Source organism: Malonomonas rubra DSM 5091 (assembly GCF_900142125.1).
Classification (GTDB): Bacteria; Desulfobacterota; Desulfuromonadia; order Desulfuromonadales; family Geopsychrobacteraceae; genus Malonomonas; species Malonomonas rubra.
The window spans coordinates 123835-145395 of sequence record NZ_FQZT01000004.1 but is presented as its reverse complement, the minus strand read 5'-3'; the positions used below and the strand labels follow the sequence as shown (position 1 = coordinate 145395).

Genomic DNA, 21561 nt, shown 5'->3' with positions numbered 1-21561 from the left:
GGAAAACGGCTGGAGCGCCCCTCACCCCAACCCTCTCCCCGTGGGAGAGGGGGCTAAAATAAAAGCGGGCTGCCGATAACCGACAGCCCGCTTTGCTGATATCATCCCGCTCCTTGTTTAAAAAGCAACCGGGAACCGTGGCTTGAAACTATGATTGGTAATTTCGGCATCGATGATCGAAGCCAGGTCGACATTCAGACACACACAGCGCTCAACATCGAGACAGAACAAAGAAACTTTGCCGCCAAACTCCCGGGTGTTGTACGGCTCCAATTCAGCCGATTCGACTTGCTGCTCGTCCACTTTCCCGCGAAAGGTTAAACGAACGGTTCTGCGTTGCCGGCCAGCCTGTGAAATCAGCTCGGTAAAATTCATCCTGCCCTCCCTGCTCTTTTCATTTATTTTCTCATTAACAAGCCACAGCTTTTTAACATAACACCAAAAACGACTCAATACGTAAACCGGCTCATCCTGTGCTGCTGATAACACCTTTGTCCGGTTTCAGCCACGCCATTCGCCTGGTCAAATGTATACAAAATGGTTAAACTTGACCAAAAAGCATTCAACCGCTTACACTTCCGCAACCTAAACAACCTTTTTAAAATCAGGACAGCTGCAAGCAGACCACAGCATGTTGAGCGATTTTTCTCTGAAATTCCAAGCAGAAGAGCAACCGGAAAGGCCGCTCTGGCGTGCGATCCAGAGCACTGAAATTCTCCACTTCGTGCGCTCATTGCTGCTTGCCTATGATGTCATCGGTGTCCAGAAAAAGCGCGGCCGACTGGTTCTCGACAGCCTTCAGGACGCGGCCGACCTGGTGCTTGAGTTTCCCCCGGCTGTGCACTCGCCGAAAAAATTTCTCTTTCCTCACTGGGATCAGCTGTTCCGTTTTAAGCTGGATGAGAACATCCTGCTGGAAGCGGAAACCGCTGCGCCTCCTCGCATCATCTTCGGCATGCATCCCTGCGACTTGCACGCTGTGAAGATTCTTGATGACTGCCTGTTCGAAGGAGAAACCGACAGTTCATATCGTGCAAAGCGGGAAGCGACTCTGCTGATCGGCGTCGACTGCACGCCGGACGAGTTCTGCTTCTGCACCAGCCTCGGGACCGATCGTATCGCCGAAGGCTTCGACCTTTTTCTGCACAAGCGGGACGGCCATTACCTGATTCAGACCGGCAGCGAACGCGGACGCAAGCTTTTGCAGGATCATGCTCCCGAGACCTACGATGGACCGGAGGAGTCACCTTTGCCGTTGCAGGTCAAGCAGTGCGACAACAAAATCAAGTTCCCGTTCGAATCACTGCCCAACCTGCTGGAGGACGCTTACGACGATAAAATCTGGCAGGAACTGGGACATCGCTGCCTCGGTTGCGGTTCCTGCACCCTGCTTTGCCCGACCTGCTACTGCTTCAATGTTCAAGACAAGTTGGAGATCAGCATGCAGGAGGGGCAACGCATTCGCACCTGGGATTCCTGCCAGTTCGACCAGTTTGCCCAGGTCGCCAACGGCAATAATTTCCGCTCAAGCCAGGCCGACCGCCAACGCCATCGCTTCTTCCGTAAATACAAATACCTGTGGGAAAAGCATCAGCGCACAGCCTGTGTTGGCTGTGGCCGCTGCCGCCGCGAGTGCCTCTCCGAAATCGAGCCGGTTACCGTTCTCAACCAGATGTTCGCCGACTCACCGCAACCGGCAGAAACCCGGCCCGGCAGTGAATATCAACCACAGATGGCGCAGATTATCGATGTCGAGCAGCTGTCGGAAAAAGACCGGCTGTTCCGGCTGCGCCTGCCACAAAGCATCGATTTCACCCCCGGCAGTTTCATGCAGATATCGGTCTTCGGCCTCGGTGAAGCGCCCTTTTCCATCGCCTCGGCACCGGACGGCGGCAACGAGATCGAGTTGATGGTGCGCAAGGCCGGAACCCTGACCCAGGCCCTGCACCGCAGCCGCAAGGGGGACAGTATCGGCCTGCGTGGCCCCTTCGGCAGTGGCTATCCGCTTGCCAGCATGCACGGAAAAGACCTGCTGCTGGTTGCCGGCGGTCGCGGCCTGCTGGCGATCCGTTCGCTGCTGCAGGCCGCTCTGGCCGATCGACACAACTTTGGCCGCATCACCCTGCTCTGTGGCGCCCGCGATATCGAAGCGCTGGTTTTCCCGGAGGACCTGCTCGACTGGCATCGCTCGGAATTGCTCGATTGCCGCATCGCCGTCAAAGATCCGGACAATAGCTGGGGCATCCCGTCGCTCGATATCAGCTACCTGTTCAAAGACCTTGACATCGATCCGCAACGCACTATCGCCGCGGTCTCCGGCCCACCGGAAATGTATCGCCAGGTTAACCCGCTGCTGTTCCGCATGGGACTGGCGGAAGAGAACCTGTACCTCAACCTTGAACGGCACATGAAGTGCGGCCTGGGCAAATGCGGCAAATGCCAGATCAACAACATCTATGTCTGCGAATGCGGCCCCATCTTCCCCTACAGCGCCATCAAACATCTCGGCGAGGCGATCGAACGATGAAGATGAAAGTCGGACTTTTCGATTTTGCCGGTTGTGAAGGCTGCCAGTTGACGGTGATGAACCTGGAGGATCAGCTGCTGCAGGTCCTTCAACACATTGAGCTGGTGGAATTCCGCGAACTGATGACTGAAACCGCGGAACAGATCGACATCGCTTTTGTCGAGGGCAGCATCTGTCGCCCCGGCGATCGTCAAAGATTGAAACAGATCAGACAGCGCAGCAAAGTCCTCGTCGCCCTCGGCTCCTGCGCCGATAACGGCGGGGTCAACGCTTTGGGGAGCGATCGCACACCGGAGGTGCTGCGACAGCAGGTATATGCCAACGATCTTCCGCATCTCTACACGGAAACTCCACAGCCGCTGTCGGCTGTCGTCAAAGTCGATTATCGCGTTCCCGGCTGCCCCATCGACGGCCAGGAGTTTCTCGCCATCCTGCAGGCGCTACTGTTACAGCAGCAGCCGGAATTACCAGCCTTTGCCGTTTGCGTCGAATGCAAACTGGCAGAGTATCCATGCAGCTTCGATTATGGACAAGTCTGCCTTGGCCCGGTCACCCGTGCCGGCTGCCGGGCCATCTGCATCGACGGCGGCGGCCACTGTCGCGGCTGTCGCGGCCTGATTGATAACCCGCGCACATCGCCCTATCATCGTATTCTGGAGCAGCACGGATTAACCGTCGAAGAAATCCTCGACCAGTACCGCACTTTCAATGTCAGCGAGAAAGCGCCATGAAAATCGAGCTCGATTACCTCACCCGCATTGAAGGGCATGGCCACCTGATTGTAGAACGGGATGGCGATAAAATCGTCAATTGTCGCCTGCAGGTAGTTGAAACGCCACGTTTTTTCGAGGCAATGCTGCAGGGGCGACATATCAGCGATGTATCGACAATCGTCGCCCGGGTTTGCGGCGTCTGCTCCATCTCGCACACACTGGTTTCGCTGAAAACTATGGAAAAAGCGCTGCAGATCGAAGTTCCGCCGCAGGCCCAGCTCTTGCGCCGCTTGCTCAGCTACGGCGAAACGGCCCAGAGTCATCTGCTGCACCTGTATTTCATGGCTCTGCCTGATCACCTCGGAGTTCCCAGCCTGTTTAAACTTCTGGACAGCAAGCAGGAACTGGTCGCCCGGGCACTACGACTGAAGCGGACTGCGAACCGCATTTGCGAGGTGGTCGGCGGCCGTAGCATTCATCCGGTCACCACTTGCCTGGGTGGTTTTTCGGCCCGGCCGGAAGCAAGCGAATTGAAAAAATTGCGCCAGGAACTGGTCGCAACTCTTCCCGACCTGGAAGCGACGGTCGAGCTGTTTGCCAGCTTCGAATTCCCGGCCTTCAACCGCCAGCGAAATGCCCTCTGCCTGGCTCCGGAAAATGACTACCCTTTAAGTAGCGACAACCTGCTCAGCAGCAACCATGAACGCTTTCCCGTAACCAGCCACCACCAGCGGATTGAAGAATACATCTCACCCGACTCAACCGCCAAACTGGCCCGCTGTGAAGGAGACTGCTACATGGTCGGCCCCCAGGCCCGCCTGCGAAACGGCCAGCAAAAGCTTTCGCCGATGGCGGCAAAAGTTGCAACCGCGTTGAGCCTCGAGCAAACGACTCTCAACCCTTTCGAGAATCTGAAAGCCCGCCTGGTCGAGGTGATTCATTGTATCGAGGAAGCACTCCACTGTATTGACGAACTGCTTCTGCGCGGCATGGGGAGAGTGGTCACCCCCAACATCCCCTCGCTCGCCGGGGAAGCGACGGCCGCGATTGAAGCGCCACGCGGTACCCTTTTTCACAGCTACCGATTCAATACACAGGGCATCATCGAAGAGGCAAACTGCATCATCCCGACAGCTCAAAACCTTGCCTCGATCGAAGAGGACTTCAAACGCCTGCTACCACAATTGCTCGATCTTTCTGCTGCCGACATCCAGCACAAGCTGGAAATGTTGGTGCGTGCCTATGACCCCTGCCTGAGCTGCTCGACTCACTGATTGCAGCCCTCAACCAAGTCGTTCAGCCAGCAGCAGATTCCAATCAAAACGCTCAAAAAAATCCAAACAAGGTATTCAGCACAAGTTCGTGGAGAAACTCGAGAATATTAGAGCTTTTTTATTGCAATCGACAAACCATCTTGCTAATCTTAAACACTGCTAAGATTAATGTCGTTTTACGCATATATTCTCGAGGGGGCCAACAAGGAGTCGACACGGATGGCACAACCAGCACAAAGCAAGTTCCAGTTGAAGATTTTCCATAAGATGAGCCTGATTGCAGCTCTTGGACTCATCGGCATGCTTGCACTTGGCGGCATTGGCTACTGGTCAACCACCAATATCGACACAACGGCGGTCAACGCACTCGACCGTAACGGCGAGATCCGCGCCAACCTTGTCAGCAGCTACGACAAAGCCCTGGAAAGCGAGAGCCTGGCCCGCGAGCTCGGCAGCCTGAACCAGCGCCTGATCGAACTGATGGATATGGTCATTACCGGCCCCGCGCGTGGCGTCACTGAGCAGCAGATTATGACTGCTGCGAAAAAGCTCGCTAAAGATGCCGAAATGGTTCACAAGGTTCCGGGAAGCGACGCCGCTTTTGGAAAAACCAAGAACAGTATCGGCAAAGTCACCGTCAGTAATGTTGTTGATGTCGCCACCCTGCTTGAATTCGAGCTGCCTGATCTGTTCGCACTCATGGATGATCGCCAGGCCTTCAAAGCCCGCCAGGGAGAAATTGCCCTGTCGATGGCCAGCATGTACTACTTCATCGCCAAAAACCTGCAGGGTCTGGCAGAAAACAGCTTGGCAGAAGTTAAAAGCGCGAAGCAGAGTCTGAAAACAGCGCTGGCTGACGCAGATACCGAGATGGTGGCAATCAAACAAGATCTACACGACACCGCCAGCCAGGCCGGCATGAGCCTAATGGTCGTCTTTGTCATCACCATTGTCGTCCTCGGGATTATTTATGGCCTCTTCGCTCTTAGCATCACCCGCCCGCTGACTGAAACCGTCGAAATGGCCCGCTCTCTGCGCGCCGGGCGCGTCTCCGCACGCCTGAAAGGAAGTGAGCGCGGCGATGAATTCGGCAGCATGGCGCGCGCCCTCAACGAGTTCGCTGATGAGCTGGAACACGAAGTCGTCGATGCCATGCAGAGCCTGGCAAACGGTAACTTCAACATCGAAATCCACGCCAAAGACGAGCAGGACATTGTCCGCGCTGCGCTGAAGCAAACCGCCGATAAGCTTAGCGGGACCATGCATGAAATTCTCAGCGCCAGTGAACAGATTGCCAGCGGTAGCGAACAAGTTGCCGATAGCGCACAGCAGCTCTCACACGGTGCAACAACGTCTGCAGCTTCGCTGGAAGAAATCAGCGCTTCGATGAATGTGATGTCGCAACAGATCCAGGCGAGCGCAGGCAACGCAGAACAGGCTAACGGCCTTTCCACAACAGCCAAAAAGACTGCCGAATCGGGCAACCAGAAGATGCAGCAGATGGTCAATGCCATGGTCGAGATTCGCGAATCGGGCCAGGGCATCAGCAAAATCATCAAAGCGATCGACGAGATTGCCTTCCAGACCAACCTGCTGGCCCTCAATGCTGCTGTCGAAGCGGCTCGCGCCGGCCAGCACGGTAAGGGCTTTGCCGTGGTCGCCGAAGAGGTTCGCAATCTCGCTGCACGCAGCGCCAAAGCTGCAAACGAGACCACCGCACTGATTCAGGGTTCGGTCGAGAAGACTGAGAATGGTGTCCAGATTGCCGATGAAACCGCAAGTGCACTGAGTGAAATCGTCACTGCGATCACCAAGGTATCCGACCTGGTCGGGGAGATAACAACGGCAAGCAAAGACCAGGCGAACGGCATTGCCGAAGTAAACACCGGGCTTAACCAGATTGATCAAGTGATCCAGACCAACACCGCCAACTCAGAAGAGAGCGCGGCAACCAGCGAAGAGTTGTCTGCCCAGGCGGCGCGCCTGAATCAGCTACTATCCCAGTTCACCCTGCAGGGCGACATGCGTATGGCACAATCAGCGCAAGCACACAACCCTGCCGCACCTCAGGCTCTCAGCTGGGCCGACATGTAAATAGAACCTGCGCCGCTCCCGGGCCTTCCACCGGGAGCGGTTTTTTCTCTCCTCGAATCAACAAACACCGTATACAGCCTTAACTTAGATTGTTTTTTTTGCCTGACAGGTGTATCTTGTCTGTCTGGAAAATCTGACTATACGTTTTCGCTATATAAGGAGGAGAGTGATGTTTGGATTGGGTACACAAGAGCTGTTGATCATCCTGGTTCTGGTGATGATCGTCTTCGGCGCTGGCAAATTGCCGCAAGTTGGCAGCTCCCTCGGTAAAGGCCTGCGTAATTTCAAAAAAGGTATGAACGACGCGGACGAAGAAGAAATAGAAGAAGCAAAAGTTGAAGAGATCGAGAAGAAGGACGAGAAAAAAGACGCTTGATCTTGATGTCAGCGAAAATTTAAAAAAGGAGCAGCCGACATCGGCCTGCTCCTTTTTTTATTGGGCTGAACCGGGGCTTGCTAGCCGCCGATTCCCTGCATCCTGCGTTCTCCCGGCTGATAATCCTGTCCCAGGCAATGCCGCTCCGGCTTTTCCGCAACAGAACGCAGCAAAACATTCGCCACTTTTTCATCATCTGCACCAGAACGCAAAACACTGCGCAGGTCGATCTCGTGATCAGAAAGCAGGCACGGGCGAAGTTGACCGTCGGCGGTCAGGCGTAGACGGTTGCACTCGCGGCAGAAGTGGGACGAAACTGCGTGAATGATCCCGACAGTGCCGACAGCGCCCTGCAACCGATAAATCCGCGCCGGCCCTAAAATCCCCTGGCGCTGTTCGGGGACAAGCGGCGCCACCTGTTCCAGATCTTGCTTTATCTGCACGGCAGGGTAAAGTTGCCTATCGGTGTAATCCAGCCCGGAGCTGACCGGCATGAATTCGATAAAACGAACCTCCCAGTTGTGCTTGTAGCTGAGGCGGGCAAAAGCCGCGATCTCATCCTCATTGACACCACGGATCGGCACCATGTTGATTTTGATTGGAGCCAGCCCTGCCGCTTCGGCCGCACGCAAGCCGTCCAGCACGCTCTGCAACTGATCACGCCGGGTGATCTGCTTGAACCTTTCCGCCTGCAAGCTGTCAAGGCTGACATTGATTCGCGCCAACCCAGCCTGTCGCAGCGGTTCGGCATAATCGCTCAGCAGTACACCGTTAGTGGTCAGAGTCAACTCCGGCTTTTCTGGCAATGCCACCAGTGAGGCGATAAAGTCAACCACGCCCTTACGCACCAGCGGCTCACCTCCGGTCAAGCGGATTTTGCGCACACCCCGCTCGACGGCGATTCGCGCCACCCGGTAGAGCTCTTCATAACTGAGCACCGCGCCGTGACCAACCGAAGCAACCCCTTCTTCCGGCATACAATAGCGGCAACGCAAGTTGCAGCGATCAGTGATCGAGATACGTAAATAATCTATTTTCCGGGCATAAGAATCACGCAAAACAGGCTCCGAATAGTAGCGACGTAAAAAGGGCGAACACAGAGGTTCGCCCCTACAAGCGGAAATATACTCCGTATACGGAACACGGGCAAGCTATTCGGTTTCTGCATCCTGTGGCAGCTTCGCCTCGAAGGTGCGCTTTTCCACCGCGCATCGATACGCCTCTTCCGGCGTGATCCGCCCCTCATTGAGCAGCTCCATCAGGTGGCTGTCCATCAGCTGCATGCCATCTTTTCTTGCGGTCTGGATGATCGACGGAATCTGGAAGGTTTTGCCCTCGCGAATCAGGTTGCCGACAGCTGCATTACCGAGCATGATTTCCAGCGCTGCAACCCGCCCCTTTCCGTCGGCAGTGCGGCAAAGCTGCTGGCAGACCACCCCCTTCAGGCTTTCGCCAAGCATGGTCCGTACCTGCTCCTGGGCATCGGTCGGGAAAACATCGATAATCCGGTCGATGGTCTTGGGCGCCGAGTTGGTATGCAGGGTGCCGAACACCAGGTGGCCGGTTTCGGCCGCGCTCATCGCCAGCTCGATCGTCTCCAGGTCACGCATCTCGCCAACCAGGATGATGTCCGGGTCTTCTCGCAGCGCAGCCTTCAGTGCAGCAGAAAACGACTGGCTGTGGGTGCCAATCTGCCGCTGGTTGATCAGCGACATCTTGTTTTCGTGGATAAATTCGAGCGGATCTTCCAGGGTCAGGATGTGCTCTTTGCGGGTACTGTTGATCAGATCGATCATCGCTGCCAGCGTGGTCGACTTGCCGCTGCCGGTCGGCCCGGTGACCAGCACCAGGCCCTTTTTGAAGCGGGTCATCTTGCGCACACCTTCCGGCAGCTTCAACTGATCGGCGGTGAGAATCTCTCCCGGGATAATGCGGAAGACGGCAGCTACGCCCCGATGGGTATCGAGCATGTTGCCACGAAAACGGGCCATAGCGGGGAGCGCGTAAGCAAAATCAAGATCACGTTTCTCCTCGAAAGTCTGCTTCTGCTCTTCATCAAGGATTTCATACAGCAGCGCCGTAACCTGCTCGTTGGTCAGATTGGGCGACTTGATTTTGACGATCTCGCCATGCAGGCGCAGCATCGGCGGCGCCCCGGTGGAGATATGCAGATCACTCGCACCCTGCTGCTGCATCATCTTGAACAGCGCATCAATCTTCGCCATGAAAACTCCCCTTTCAGGACAATTAAAGATTGCTTATTTTGGCAGCCGATCCAGCCGCTGTCAAGCAATTGCACCGGGAAGGCTTGCCCCGCAGAATGCTGCTATGATAAATTCCAAAACTCGTATAAAGACATATTTAACTGGAGAAATTTTGATGGCAAAAGCACTCGGGCTGGTGTCTGGCGGGATCGACAGCACCTTGGCAGTTCTCGCCCTGCAAAGGCAGGGTATCGATGTCGCAGGCGTTGCCTTCGTCACCCCTTTTTTCGGGGCCGAACGGGCGAAAGCAGCAGCGAAAGCGACTGATCACAAACTGCTGGTAAGAAATATCAGTGACGTGCATCTGGAGATGCTGAAAAACCCGCGCTACGGCTACGGGCGTAACATGAACCCCTGCATTGATTGTCACGCCATGATGTTCAGGCTGGCGGGCGAAATTATGGAGCAGGAGGGATACGACTTCCTTTTTTCCGGGGAAGTTCTCGGCCAGCGCCCGATGAGTCAGAATGCCAACGCTCTGCGCTCTGTCGCCAAGCTCTCCGGTTACGCAGATAAAATCCTGCGGCCGCTTTCGGCCAAGCTGCTGCCGATCACGGCGATGGAAGAAAATGGTCTGGTCGACCGCGAACAGCTGCTCGACATCCAGGGCCGCTCGCGCAAGCGCCAGCAGCAGTTGGCGGAAGAGTGGAATTACCCGGAATATCCCTCAAGCAGCGGCGGCTGCCTGTTGACCGAAGTCGGCTTTTCCAACCAGCTTCGCGACCTGTTGAAATACAAGCCGGACGCCGATGTCAATGATGTTGAGCTGCTGAAGGTCGGCCGGCAGTTCCGCATCTCCCCTAGCGCCAAACTGGTGGTCGGGCGCAACAAAGCAGACAACGAAAAGCTGCAGCACCTCTCGGAAGGCTGCGTCCTGAAATTGCGCTGCGCCAACTTCAGCGGCCCCCTCGGCGTTTTCTGCGGGGAGCCAAAGCAGGAAGACCTGGAAACAGCCGCAGCAATCCTTGCCTCTTACGGAAAAGGCAAAGATGAACCACAACTCGACGTCCTCTTCATGGACGAAAAGAAACAGTTCTGCATCAATATCAAACCGATGCCACGTGATGAATCACGGGGAATGATTCTGTCTTGAATAAATCATCTCCCTCTCCCCTGGGGAGAGGGTTGGGGTGAGGGGGCCTTTTATCGAAATCCCCCCCCTCATCCGCCCTTCGGGCACCTTCTCCCTTGGGGAGAAGGGTTATAAAACAAACAAAAACGCCCCGCCGGATTTCTCCGACGGGGCGTTTCGTTTTACAGCGTAGCTGGGTCGGCTTACATCATGCCGCCCATACCGCCCATGCCGCCCATGCCACCCGGCATAGCAGGCATTGCATCGCCACCTTCAACAGGCTTGTCAGCAATCATCGCTTCGGTGGTCAGCATCAGACCAGCAACCGAAGCAGCGTTCTGCAGTGCGCTACGGGTGACCTTGGTCGGATCGATGATACCAGCTTCCAGCATGTCGCAGTACTCGTCGGTCGCAGCGTTGAAGCCGAAAGAGCCTTCGCCGTTCGCAACCTTGTCAGCGACGATAGCGCCTTCGAGACCAGCGTTGATAGCGATCTGACGCAGCGGAGCTTGCAGGGCGCGGACAACCAGATCACGGCCGAACTTCTGCTCGCCTTCCAGCTCGAGAGCAGCAACGTCCTTGAGGATACGCAGCAGAGCAACGCCACCACCAGGAACGATACCTTCTTCAACAGCAGCGCGGGTTGCGTGCAGAGCATCCTCAACGCGAGCTTTCTTTTCCTTCATCTCGGTCTCGGTTGCAGCACCGACCTTGACCACCGCGACACCGCCGACCAGCTTGGCCAGACGCTCCTGCAGCTTCTCACGATCGTAGTCGCTGCTGGTCTCTTCGATCTGAGCGCGGATCACTTTCACGCGGCCTTCGATGTCAGCTTCGTTACCGGCGCCGTCAACGATGGTGGTGTTGTCTTTATCGATAACGATACGCTTGGCGCTACCGAGCATGTCGACGGTTGCGTTCTCCAGGCGGAAACCAACCTCTTCGGAGACCACCTGACCACCGGTGAGAATAGCGACGTCTTCCAGCATCGCCTTGCGACGATCGCCGAAGCCCGGAGCCTTGACAGCACAAACGTTGATGGTGCCACGCAGCTTGTTGACAACCAGAGTTGCCAGCGCTTCGCCATCAACATCTTCAGCGATGATGAACAGCGGCTTGCCCTGCTTGGCGACCGGCTCGAGAACCGGCAGCAGATCCTTCATGTTGCTGATTTTCTTGTCGTAGATCAGGATCAGTGCGTCTTCCATAACCGATTCCATGCGCTCGGTGTCGGAAACGAAGTACGGGGAGAGGTAACCGCGATCGAACTGCATACCCTCGACGGTCTCGAGGCTGGTGTCCATCGACTTGGCTTCCTCAACGGTGATGACGCCTTCCTTGCCAACTTTTTCCATGGCTTCAGCGAGGATGTTACCGATGGTCTCATCCGAGTTGGCCGAGATGGTACCAACCTGGGCGATTTCCTTGTGGTCGGCAACCGGCTTGGACAGCTTCTGCAGCGACTCGACACCGACAGCAACGGCCTTGTCGATACCGCGCTTGATTTCCATCGGGTTGTGTCCGGCAGTAACCAGCTTGACACCTTCCTGGTAGATAGCCTGGGCGAGAACGGTCGCGGTGGTGGTACCGTCACCGGCAACGTCAGACGTCTTGGAAGCAACTTCCTTGACCAGTTGAGCGCCCATGTTGGCGAAGCTGTCTTCCAGTTCGATTTCCTTGGCGACGGTAACGCCATCTTTGGTGATCAGCGGAGCGCCGAAAGACTTGTCGATTACAACGTTGCGGCCTTTAGGACCGAGAGTGACCTTAACAGCATCAGCCAGAGCGTTGACACCATCCAGAATGGTGGCACGTGCTTCTTGAGAAAATTTGATCTCTTTTGCCATGATTTCTACTCCGTAAAGTAAGTATTAAATATTGGTAGCTCGTTCCAGCAGTTTCGATTTTTCGTTCCAGCAAGGCGCGAGCAGCACAGAAGCGCAGCGTAGCCTTGCGCTACGTGAGCATTCAAGCAGCACAGCAACGCCGCTGGAGCGGAAAAGCGGAGCTGCCTTACTCAACAACACCGAGGATGTCGTCTTCGCGCATAATCAGATATTCTTTACCGTCAACCTTGATCTCGCTACCGGCATACTTGCCGAACAGAACCTTGTCGCCAGTTTTAACGTCCAGCGGCAGAACTTTGCCCTCAGGAGTCACTTTGCCTTTACCAGCAGCCACGACAACGCCTTCCTGCGGCTTTTCCTTGGAAACGGTATCCGGGATGATGATGCCACCAGCAGTGGTGGTTTCTTCTTCGACGCGCTCTACGATGATGCGGTCCTGCAATGGTCTGATGTTCATTGTTGGATCTCCTTTCACAAACAATCAATGCGGGCCTTGCGGCCATTGCGGTTATGGATAAGGGACATAGGTGGCTCATAACTGATCCCTATGCAGGTCAGCCACTCATGCCTGTTAGCACTCTATGGGCCTGAGTGCTAACAACGGTCAACCATAATAATCTGCCGCCCGCTATTGTCAAGTCATTTTTTCATGCAAATCCGCAGTACTCCTCCCTCTGCAAAACAGCGCAGTAAAGAAACGCTTTCATCGACGACTTTCACTGGTCGTCATGGCAAGGCAGTTAAGATACCCGAAATGGTATATTCATCAACGAACCAAGGTCCTTTGATTAAAGTGAGCCTAAAGGCTGAGGTGGACATGAATTTTCCAGCCAAACAAAAAAAGGGGAACTTACAGCAGAAAAACAACTATTTAGACAAGACTTTAAGGAAAGTGAAAAAGATTTATCGGCACGAAACCTTTTTATTGCCAATAAATATTAATATTGACATTTTCTACCACGTCCGCTATACGGAACTCTCGATAAAACCCTTTTCTATTTTCGTACGGCATACTAAATACCATGGAATTCGATATTGGCAAAAAAATAAAGGCGTTGCGCAAGGAAAGGAAACTTACCTTGCAGGACGTTGCGACCGAAACCGGCTTCTCTCCCGCGCTGATTTCGCAGATTGAAAACAACAATGTCTCTCCGCCGATCGCCACCCTGTCTAAAATCGCGCGCTTCTTCGACGTTAAAATGAGCTTCTTCTTCGAAGAGGGCGAGGGAGCAACCCGTTACGAGATCGTTCGCAAAGATGAGCGCCGGGTGGTCAGCCGGGTTATTTCCAAAGATGGCTCCGGCCATGGCTACACCTACGAAACCCTCTCCTATCGAAAACTGAATAAAAAAATGGAGCCTTTCCTGCTCACTGTCAATGAGCGAGCCAAGGAAGAAACTCTCTACAACCATGAAGGCGAGGAATTCCTGCTGATCCTCGAGGGCCAGGCTGAAATCATTCTCGATGACGAACGCTTCATCCTCGAGGCAGGAGACGCGGCCTACTTCGACTCCACCGTAAAACATCGACTGCTTTCCAAAGATGGTTCGGCGGTTCAGGTGTTGGCCGTCGTCACACGGTAAAGCAAAACTTTTTGGCCACCAAGGCACCAAGTACACCAAGAGAGTCAAACCCGTTTTTTGATTTTAAAATCTAAAAAGGTTTTCTTGGTGCCCTTGGTGTCTTGGTGGCTGACAATATTTTCAACTGATATTCAAAGAAGGGATCCATTCTATGAGTTCGTTCGAAAAGAAAACCATCGCCGACTGGGAAGAGCAGGCGAAAAAACTGCTGAAGAAGGATGATATCTCCGACTTCAAATGGGACACCCCGGAAGGCATCAGCGTCAAGCCACTTTACACTGCCGCTGACATCGAAGGACTGGAGACCGCCGACACCATGCCTGGCCTGGCGCCTTTCGTGCGCGGACCGATGGCCACCATGTACGCCGGTCGTCCCTGGACCGTGCGCCAGTACGCCGGCTTCTCCACCGCTGAAGAGTCTAACGCTTTCTACAAGCGCAATCTGGCCGCCGGTCAGCAGGGCCTTTCGGTCGCTTTCGACCTGGCGACTCACCGTGGCTACGACTCTGACCACCCGCGCGTGGTCGGTGATGTCGGCAAAGCTGGTGTCGCCATCGACTCAGTCGAGGACATGAAAATTCTCTTCAGCGACATCCCGCTGGACAAGGTCTCGGTATCGATGACCATGAACGGTGCCGTTTTGCCGATCATGGCCAACTACATCATCGCTGCCGAGGAGCAGGGTGTCAGCGAAGACAAGCTGGCCGGAACCATCCAGAACGACATCCTTAAAGAGTTCATGGTTCGCAACACCTACATCTACCCGCCGGCCCCGTCGATGAAGATCATCGGCGATATCATCGAATACACCAGCCAGAAGATGCCGAAGTTCAACTCGATCTCGATCTCCGGCTACCATATCCAGGAAGCAGGTGCCAACAACGCGCTGGAACTGGCTTTCACCTTGGCCGACGGCCTTGAGTACGTTCGCCAGGCGGTTGCCAAAGGGCTGGATGTCGACGCTTTCGCGCCGCGCCTCTCCTTCTTCTTCGCCATCGGCATGAACTTCTTCATGGAAGCCTCCAAGCTGCGCGCCGCCCGTTTCCTCTGGGCCAAAATGATGAAGCAGTTCAACCCGAAGAACCCGAAATCTTCGATGCTGCGCACCCACTGCCAGACTAGCGGCTGGTCGCTGACCGAGCAGGATCCGTACAACAACGTCATCCGCACCACCCTGGAAGCGTTGGCTGCGGTTCTCGGTGGCACCCAGTCGCTGCACACCAACGCACTGGACGAGGCGATCGCCCTGCCGACCGACCACTCTGCCCGCATCGCCCGCAACACCCAGCTGGTGATCCAGGAAGAGTCGGGCGTCTGCAACGTCGTTGACCCCCTCGGCGGCTCCTACTACGTCGAATCTCTGACCAACTCGTTGATCGAAGAAGCGTCCAAGATTCTCGATGAAATCGAAGAGCTGGGTGGCATGACCAAGGCGATCGAGTCGGGCATGCCGAAACTGCGCATCGAGGAATCAGCTGCCAAAAAGCAGGCCTCCATCGATTCCGGCCGCGACGTCATTGTCGGCGTCAACAAATACAAGTTGGCCGAAGAAGACGAGATCGAAGTTCTCGACGTTGACAACGCCGCTGTGCGCGAGTCACAGATCGCCCGCCTCAACAAGATGCGCGCTGATCGTGATGAGGCTGCCTGCCAGCAGGCCCTTGACGCCATCACCGCTGCCTGCGAAAGTGGCGCAGGCAACCTGCTCGACCTTTCCGTCAAGGCAGCCCGCCTGCGCGCCTCAGTCGGCGAGATTTCCGACGCCATGGAAAAAGTCTTCGGCCGCCACAAGGCCGAAATCAAGCTGGTCTCAGGAGCATACGGATCTGTCGTGAACGAAGATAATGATTTCAACGAAGTGAAGAAGCGGATCGATGCCTTCGCCGCCAAGGAAGGCCGTCGCCCACGTATCCTGGTCGCCAAGATGGGCCAGGACGGTCACGACCGCGGCGCCAAAGTTGTGGCTTCTGCTTACGCCGATGCCGGTTTCGATGTCGATGTCGGACCACTGTTCCAGACCCCGGAAGAAGCCGCCAAAATGGCCGTTGAGAACGACGTCCATGTCGTCGGCGTCTCCTCGCTGGCTGCTGGCCACAAGACCTTGGTGCCACAACTGGTCGCAGAGCTGAAAAAGCTCGGCGCAGATGATATCGCCGTGGTCTGCGGTGGTGTCATACCGCGCCAGGATTACGATGCGCTTTACGAGGCCGGTGCCGCCAAGATTTTCGGCCCAGGCACCCCAATCACAGTTTCGGCCGCACAGACACTGGACGCGATTGAAGGGAAGTAACAGAACACTTCAAAACCGATAGCCACCAAGGCACCAAGATCACCAAGAGGGACAAACCAATCTTTGGATTTTAAGCCAAAAGAAAAGGTTTTCTTGGTGTCCTTGGTGCCTTGGTGGCTAATTTTTTACAGGTTCAGATTTTGACTAATATTGAAAAACTCGCAGAGGGCGTCAGGACTGGCAACATCCGCCCCCTGGCCAAAGCGATCACCCTGATCGAAAGTCGCAACCCGGACCATTCGGCCGACGCAGTCGAGCTGCTCGACAACCTCCTGCCCGATTCCGGCAATTCGATCCGCATCGGCATCTCCGGCGTTCCCGGTGCGGGCAAAAGTACCTTCATCGAAGCCCTCGGCATGCACCTGATCGCGGAGGGGCACAAAGTCGCCATCCTTGCTGTTGACCCCACTTCGCAGCTCTCCGGCGGTTCGATCCTCGGCGACAAAACCCGTATGGAAGAGCTGTCCCGCGAGCAGAACGCCTTCATCCGCCCTTCCCCCTCGGGCGACACCCTCGGCGGCGTGGCGCGCAAAACCCGGGAAACCATGCTGCTGTGCGAAGCGGCCGGCTTCGATGTGATCATCGTCGAAACGGTCGGCGTTGGCCAGTCGGAGGTTACCGTCGCTTCGATGGTCGACTTCTTCCTGCTGCTGCAATTACCGAACGCCGGCGACGAACTGCAGGGGATCAAAAAAGGCGTCATGGAAGTCGCCGACGCTATCCTCGTCAACAAAGCTGAAGGCGATAACCGTCCCAAGGCCGAACTGGCCCGCCAGCAGTATGAAAACGCCCTCCACCTGTTCAAACCAAAAAGCCAGAACTGGATCGTTCCAGCAATGCTCTGCAGCGCCCTGCACAATGAAGGGATCGAAGAACTCTGGCAGGCAGTCCAAGGGTTCAAAGTCAAGATGCAGTCCAGCGGCGAATTCGACGAGAAACGCAAACTACAGGCAAACGACTGGATGTGGTCGTTGGTTCTGGAAGAGTTGAAAGATCAGTTCATGCGCGACAAACATGTCGCCGGGATGATTGAACAGGTGCAAGCCGGCATTAATGCTGGAGTGACAACACCGGGAGCAGCAGCGCGACGGTTGCTGGAGGCGTTCAAACGGCATTGAAATCTTTTTAGCCACCAAGGCACCAAGTACACCAAGAAATTCTTTTAGGGGGGGGGAAAGATATGGGAGCTTGCGAAAAGGATGATGAAATAGGCAAGGTGGTTGTTGATGCAGCTTTTAAAGTTCATAGAGAACTTGGGCCAGGGCTTCTAGAAAAAGTCTATGAAGCCTGCCTGGAATATGAGCTTAAAAGTAGAGGGCTAAGGGTTGCGCGTCAGGTTGCAGTACCGATCCAGTACGCGGATATCAATTTCGACGAAGGGTTTCGCCTGGATCTGCTGGTTGAAAACAGAGTGATTGTAGAACTAAAAGCAACCGAAAAGGCAAACCCACTCTGGCAAGCCCAAATCATCAGCTACCTGAAACTAGCCAACAAACAGCTAGGATTCCTGATAAATTTCAATACTCCATTATTCAAACAAGGAATCCAAAGATTTTCACTTTGAAGAACTGGCCTCTCTTGGTGCCCTTGGTGCCTTGGTGGCTACCAGATTTTCAAGCCTTACACACAAACATGACTAACAGGAGCCATAACCATGACCGAAAAAATCAATCACATCGGTATCGCCGTAAAAAGCCTCGACGCGTCCATCCCTTTTTATCGTGACGGCCTGGGCATGACATTCGAAGGCACCGAGGAAGTGGCCGAGCAGAAAGTTAAAGTCGCCTTCCTGCAAGTCGGCGAAAGCCGTATCGAGCTGCTGGAGCCAACCGCAGAAGATTCACCAGTCGCCAAATTCCTGGAGAAGAACGGCGAGGGCATCCACCACATGGCCTACGAAGTAGCAGACATCGAAGCCGCGCTCGCTGACCTGAAAGAAAAAGGCGTCCGCCTGATCGATGAGACTCCGCGCCGCGGTGCCCACAACAGCCTGATTGCGTTCCTACACCCGAAAGCAACCGGTGGCGTACTGACAGAAATCTGTCAATGCGGGCATTAAAAATAACATTGTTATATTTTTTATTTAGCCTTTAAATTAAGGGCCTTATAGTGTATTAAATTTTTTTCAATTGACTTTATTTTCACGAAAAATATACTCATTTTTGATTTAATTGGTTTTGATGCTCAACCTGCATCATAGCAACACTCGGGACACTCACAGCAGCCTCCCCGCCGGCCACATTGCCTGTCGACGGGGAAAATTAAAAAGTGACCGAAACCAATAAAGAAAAAAGATTAAACTGTTGCAATCTTGCTTCCTGTGTTATAGAACCAACAATATTGTGTTGCAGTAAAACTACAATTCGGCTGGCGAAAAAAAAACAGATTGCGCCTGAGACAATCGCAATTAAAAAATTTGTTTTAATAACAACTAGTTAGAAAAAAATAAACTGCGTTAATTTTATTGGCACCCTTGGTGCAAAAAATAAAATCACTTTTCATAATTTCGCGGCCACTGAGCCGCGGGAGTAAAATTATCTCACAAAGGCCGACCTGAAAGACTTAGGAGAAACAATCCTTACAAGGCCTGGCAGGTCAAGCTTTAGAAAAGCCGAATGGTTCGGCAACCCTCAAACCTTTTTAAAGGAGGCAACACCAATGAGCAGATTTCTGAAAATCGCGGTCGCACTGCTGGCGATCGCAGCACTAGCTACCCCGGCAATCGCCGAAGACTACAAGTTCAGCGTTTACGGTCAGGCTCGTGTCAACACTTACTACACTGACGTAGACGAAGCCGACACCCAGAACCTCACCCTCGACCTGATGAACACCTCCCGCTTCGGCATGAAAGCCAGCAAAGGTGCAATCTCTGGTCAGTACGAAATTGCCCAGGACGGCAGCCTCCGTCTCCTCTATGGTGCTTATAAGTTTGATGGTGGCACCTTCAGCTTTGGTCAGCAGTACAATGCATTCACCACGGCCAGCTTCACCAAAATCAACGCAGTCAACGATGCTGGTGGTGCTGCATGGGGCCTGGTTGGCTACGCTGGTCGCGTGACATCCCTGAAAGTTGCCTTCGATAATGGTTTCATGTTCGCAGCCGTTGAAAACAGCACCGAGTCCGACACCGACGACGTTGTTCTGCCGAAACTGGAAGCTGCCTACAAAGGTAAAGCAGGCGACTTCGCCTACACCGCCGCCTTCGGCTTCAAGGACCACCAGCTCAATGCTGATGACAGCATCGACTGCTACCTGGCCTCCTTTATCGGCAACATGCCTGTTGGCAACATTGCCCTCAAGTTCAACATCAACTACGGCCAGAATGCCAAGCAATACGGCATGAGCGGCGCTACCTACAATGGTACCGCAGATGACGACGCAGAACTGCTGAGTGGTTTCGTCCAGGCATCGATGAAGGCTAACGACAGCAACCTGATCAGCGCAGGTATCGGCTATGCTGAAGAAGACATCGACTCCGGCGACAAAGAGACCCGCATGGTCTACTTCATCCAAGACCAGATCACCATCGCTCCTGGCTTCACTGTCAGCCCTGAAATTGTCTATGCTGACTACAGCGATATCGCCGGTGTAGACGGTGCCGATGACGACCGTCTCTATGTTGGCGCCAAGTGGCAGATCAACTTCTAATTCACAATTAGAAGCTTAGCTAACAAAAAAACAGGGCCCCGGGAAACCAGGGTCCTGTTTTTTATTTCCTTGCACGCATACTGTCGCTATACTTCGCAGGCCGTTTTGACAATTGACCAACCAAGTTTCGCCGGAGATCCGCTTTGCTGAAAAAAACGCTGTTAGCCCTGATCCTGCTGTTCGCAATGACGCTCCCCGCCTTCGCAAGCAACTACGCTATGCTGGCCGAGGATCTGAAAACCATCGAAGGAACCATCATCATACCGATCGGCGAGGAATTCCTGATTGACCTCGACAGCTCGAGCAACCTCAGGCTTGGCGACATTGTCACGCTCATCTCCCCGGGTGAAGCCATCATCCACCCGGTCAGCAAGGAAGTCCTTGGCACCCTTGATATCCCCAGAGGCTTTTTGAGCGTTACGCGGATCAAGTCCGGCTACTCCTACGCCAAACCCTTGAGCACAGAGACGAAACCGCAGCGCGGCGACAAGGTGGTTCGCTTCGAGCAAGCGCCTGCGCGCATCATCGCTGCAACTGCCGGTGACACGGAAACAATCAGGGACATCAAAGGCGCCCTGCCGCAACTCCACTGGCTGGCTGATAACGCCACCGAGTCGGCACTCATGACGTTTCAGCTGGAAGGCAATCAACTCAGCATTTTAGGCTCAGAGAACAACCTGCTCTACCAGTACGCAATCTACGACCAGGGGCTCAGTGCAATCCAGTCCGCACCTGTAGAGGCCGACGAAGCTTCCCCTAAAAACGTCTTCAGCATCGACGACTCTGAAACTTCAACCGGCTTCCTTGATGCGGCCCTGAAAGGCCTGATCAGCACTGTCTCAACAGGAAAACCCCTTGATGGTCCACCCCAGAATAGCACTACAAAGGCGCTCCACAGCGACTGGAACAGTCCGGCGATCCTCGGCAAAGCGATCGGTATCGCGGTCGCAGATTTTAATGGTGATGGACAGTCGGAAATCGCGGTCGCTCTGCACAACCAGCTAGTCATCAGTAAACTCACGGCAGGCAACTACCAGCAGTTGGCGAGCCTGGATACACCAAGAGGGGCGAAGCTGCTCAGCCTTGACGCGATCGACCTTGACCGCAACGGTCTGCCAGAACTCTACGTAACGGCAGCAGTCGGAGGGATCATGTCCTCCTATTCAGTCCGCTACGAAAACGGAAGCTACAATCAGCACACCCCGAAAACCCGCTGGTACCTGCGCAGCGTCGAGCTACCTGGAGAGGGCCCTGTCCTGCTGGGGCAGAACCGCGGTCTGCGCGGTGAAGCCTTCCAGGGCAAAGCGTTCAGAGTCGCACTCGCCGGCAATGAACTGGTTGCCGGGGAAACGCTTGAACTACCCGGTGGCAACCTGTATGGATTCATTCCCCTGGCAGGGATCGACAAAGAACCGGGCTTCGCCTACCTGAACGGAAGCGACAGGCTGGTTGTCAGCGATTCTCAAGGGACGGTTCTGTGGCAGTCGGAAGAGGTTTATGGCGGCTCGCTGACAATACTGGAATCGGACCTAACAGGTGACGGCCCGGCGGATGTTCTGAATTTTATGCCGTCAAAGCTGTCGGCCTCTGCTGACGGCTTGCTCCTGGTCCCACAAAACTATGGTCCGCGGATACTTTCCTACTGGCGAAGCTTCGACAACAGTCGCCTGGCGATATTTAAATGGAACGGCACAGAGATGCAGGAATCGTGGAGCAGCGGAACCATAGCAGGCTACCTGGCAGACTTTACTGTTGCCGACGTCGACAACGACCAGATCAATGAAGCGGTCCTGCTGATACAAACCGAAAGCGGCCTGATTAAAAAACAAGCAGCGACAGCGATCCGCAGCTTCAAGTTAAGTCAATAAAAGCG

General features: G+C 54.6%; 19 protein-coding genes. 14 read left to right on the top strand and 5 right to left on the bottom strand.

Annotated features, from left to right (window positions below):
* Positions 1–117: 117 nt before the first annotated feature.
* Positions 118–375, bottom strand: coding sequence for a hypothetical protein (locus tag BUB13_RS07475; RefSeq protein ID WP_072907444.1), 258 nt, complete (start codon positions 373–375; stop codon positions 118–120).
* A gap of 256 nt (positions 376–631) precedes the next feature.
* Between BUB13_RS07475 and BUB13_RS18515 the strand changes: the two genes are divergently transcribed.
* The 5 genes from BUB13_RS18515 (at position 632) to BUB13_RS07445 (ending at position 6984) form a co-directional block, all read left to right on the top strand.
* The gene (locus BUB13_RS18515) at positions 632–2527 is read left to right on the top strand and encodes a 4Fe-4S dicluster domain-containing protein (protein ID WP_084091849.1); all 1896 of its coding nucleotides are present in this window, start codon (positions 632–634) and stop codon (positions 2525–2527) included.
* The gene (locus BUB13_RS07460; RefSeq protein ID WP_072907442.1) at positions 2524–3258 is read left to right on the top strand and encodes an NADH-quinone oxidoreductase subunit B family protein; all 735 of its coding nucleotides are present in this window, start codon (positions 2524–2526) and stop codon (positions 3256–3258) included. The genes BUB13_RS18515 and BUB13_RS07460 overlap by 4 nt, the downstream gene beginning before the upstream one ends.
* The gene (locus tag BUB13_RS07455) at positions 3255–4514 is read left to right on the top strand and encodes a Ni/Fe hydrogenase subunit alpha (RefSeq protein ID WP_072907440.1); all 1260 of its coding nucleotides are present in this window, start codon (positions 3255–3257) and stop codon (positions 4512–4514) included. The genes BUB13_RS07460 and BUB13_RS07455 overlap by 4 nt, the downstream gene beginning before the upstream one ends.
* Positions 4515–4733: 219 nt before the next feature.
* Positions 4734–6608 (top strand): methyl-accepting chemotaxis protein, encoded by a 1875-nt coding sequence (locus BUB13_RS07450; protein ID WP_072907438.1) that lies wholly within the window; start codon positions 4734–4736, stop codon positions 6606–6608.
* 169 nt (positions 6609–6777) lie between these two features.
* Positions 6778–6984, top strand: a complete 207-nt coding sequence (locus BUB13_RS07445; protein ID WP_072907436.1) for a twin-arginine translocase TatA/TatE family subunit — start codon at positions 6778–6780, stop codon at positions 6982–6984.
* An 80-nt stretch (positions 6985–7064) separates the two neighbouring features.
* On the opposite strand, the gene moaA is transcribed toward BUB13_RS07445, so the two are convergent.
* Together moaA and BUB13_RS07435 are read right to left on the bottom strand one after the other, a co-directional pair.
* Positions 7065–8042, bottom strand: coding sequence for a GTP 3',8-cyclase MoaA (moaA, locus tag BUB13_RS07440; protein ID WP_072907434.1), 978 nt, complete (start codon positions 8040–8042; stop codon positions 7065–7067).
* A gap of 93 nt (positions 8043–8135) precedes the next feature.
* Positions 8136–9209: a type IV pilus twitching motility protein PilT gene (locus BUB13_RS07435; RefSeq protein ID WP_072907432.1), complete on the bottom strand. Its 1074-nt coding sequence runs from the start codon at positions 9207–9209 to the stop codon at positions 8136–8138.
* Between the two features lie 154 nt (positions 9210–9363).
* Between BUB13_RS07435 and BUB13_RS07430 the strand changes: the two genes are divergently transcribed.
* Positions 9364–10341: a thiamine biosynthesis protein gene (locus tag BUB13_RS07430; RefSeq protein WP_072907430.1), complete on the top strand. Its 978-nt coding sequence runs from the start codon at positions 9364–9366 to the stop codon at positions 10339–10341.
* Positions 10342–10523: 182 nt separating this feature from the next.
* Here the strand turns inward: BUB13_RS07430 and groL are convergent, their stop codons facing one another.
* Together groL and groES are read right to left on the bottom strand one after the other, a co-directional pair.
* Positions 10524–12167: a chaperonin GroEL gene (groL, locus tag BUB13_RS07425; protein WP_072907428.1), complete on the bottom strand. Its 1644-nt coding sequence runs from the start codon at positions 12165–12167 to the stop codon at positions 10524–10526.
* A gap of 166 nt (positions 12168–12333) precedes the next feature.
* Entirely contained in the window at positions 12334–12624 is a 291-nt protein-coding gene (gene groES, locus BUB13_RS07420) for a co-chaperone GroES (protein WP_072907427.1), read from the bottom strand.
* 192 nt (positions 12625–12816) lie between these two features.
* Between groES and BUB13_RS19040 the strand changes: the two genes are divergently transcribed.
* The 8 genes from BUB13_RS19040 to BUB13_RS07385 all read left to right on the top strand — a co-directional run bounded on the left by BUB13_RS19040 (position 12817) and on the right by BUB13_RS07385 (position 21556).
* The gene (locus BUB13_RS19040) at positions 12817–13302 is read left to right on the top strand and encodes a hypothetical protein (protein ID WP_167366807.1); all 486 of its coding nucleotides are present in this window, start codon (positions 12817–12819) and stop codon (positions 13300–13302) included.
* On the top strand, positions 13190–13750 hold the full coding sequence (locus BUB13_RS07415) for a helix-turn-helix domain-containing protein (protein ID WP_072907425.1): 561 nt from the start codon (positions 13190–13192) through the stop codon (positions 13748–13750). The genes BUB13_RS19040 and BUB13_RS07415 overlap by 113 nt, the downstream gene beginning before the upstream one ends.
* Positions 13751–13901: 151 nt before the next feature.
* The gene (scpA, locus tag BUB13_RS07410; RefSeq protein ID WP_072907423.1) at positions 13902–16040 is read left to right on the top strand and encodes a methylmalonyl-CoA mutase; all 2139 of its coding nucleotides are present in this window, start codon (positions 13902–13904) and stop codon (positions 16038–16040) included.
* Between the two features lie 113 nt (positions 16041–16153).
* Positions 16154–17158, top strand: coding sequence for a methylmalonyl Co-A mutase-associated GTPase MeaB (gene meaB / locus BUB13_RS07405; protein WP_244151844.1), 1005 nt, complete (start codon positions 16154–16156; stop codon positions 17156–17158).
* Positions 17159–17220: 62 nt separating this feature from the next.
* Complete coding sequence (locus BUB13_RS07400; protein WP_072907421.1) at positions 17221–17604, top strand: GxxExxY protein; 384 nt, start codon at positions 17221–17223, stop codon at positions 17602–17604.
* Between the two features lie 90 nt (positions 17605–17694).
* Entirely contained in the window at positions 17695–18099 is a 405-nt protein-coding gene (gene mce, locus BUB13_RS07395; protein WP_072907419.1) for a methylmalonyl-CoA epimerase, read from the top strand.
* 599 nt (positions 18100–18698) lie between these two features.
* A complete protein-coding gene (locus BUB13_RS07390) occupies positions 18699–19688 on the top strand; it encodes a hypothetical protein (RefSeq protein WP_072907417.1) in 990 nt (329 codons plus the stop codon).
* 143 nt (positions 19689–19831) lie between these two features.
* Positions 19832–21556 (top strand): FG-GAP repeat domain-containing protein, encoded by a 1725-nt coding sequence (locus tag BUB13_RS07385; RefSeq protein WP_072907415.1) that lies wholly within the window; start codon positions 19832–19834, stop codon positions 21554–21556.
* Positions 21557–21561: the final 5 nt, after the last annotated feature.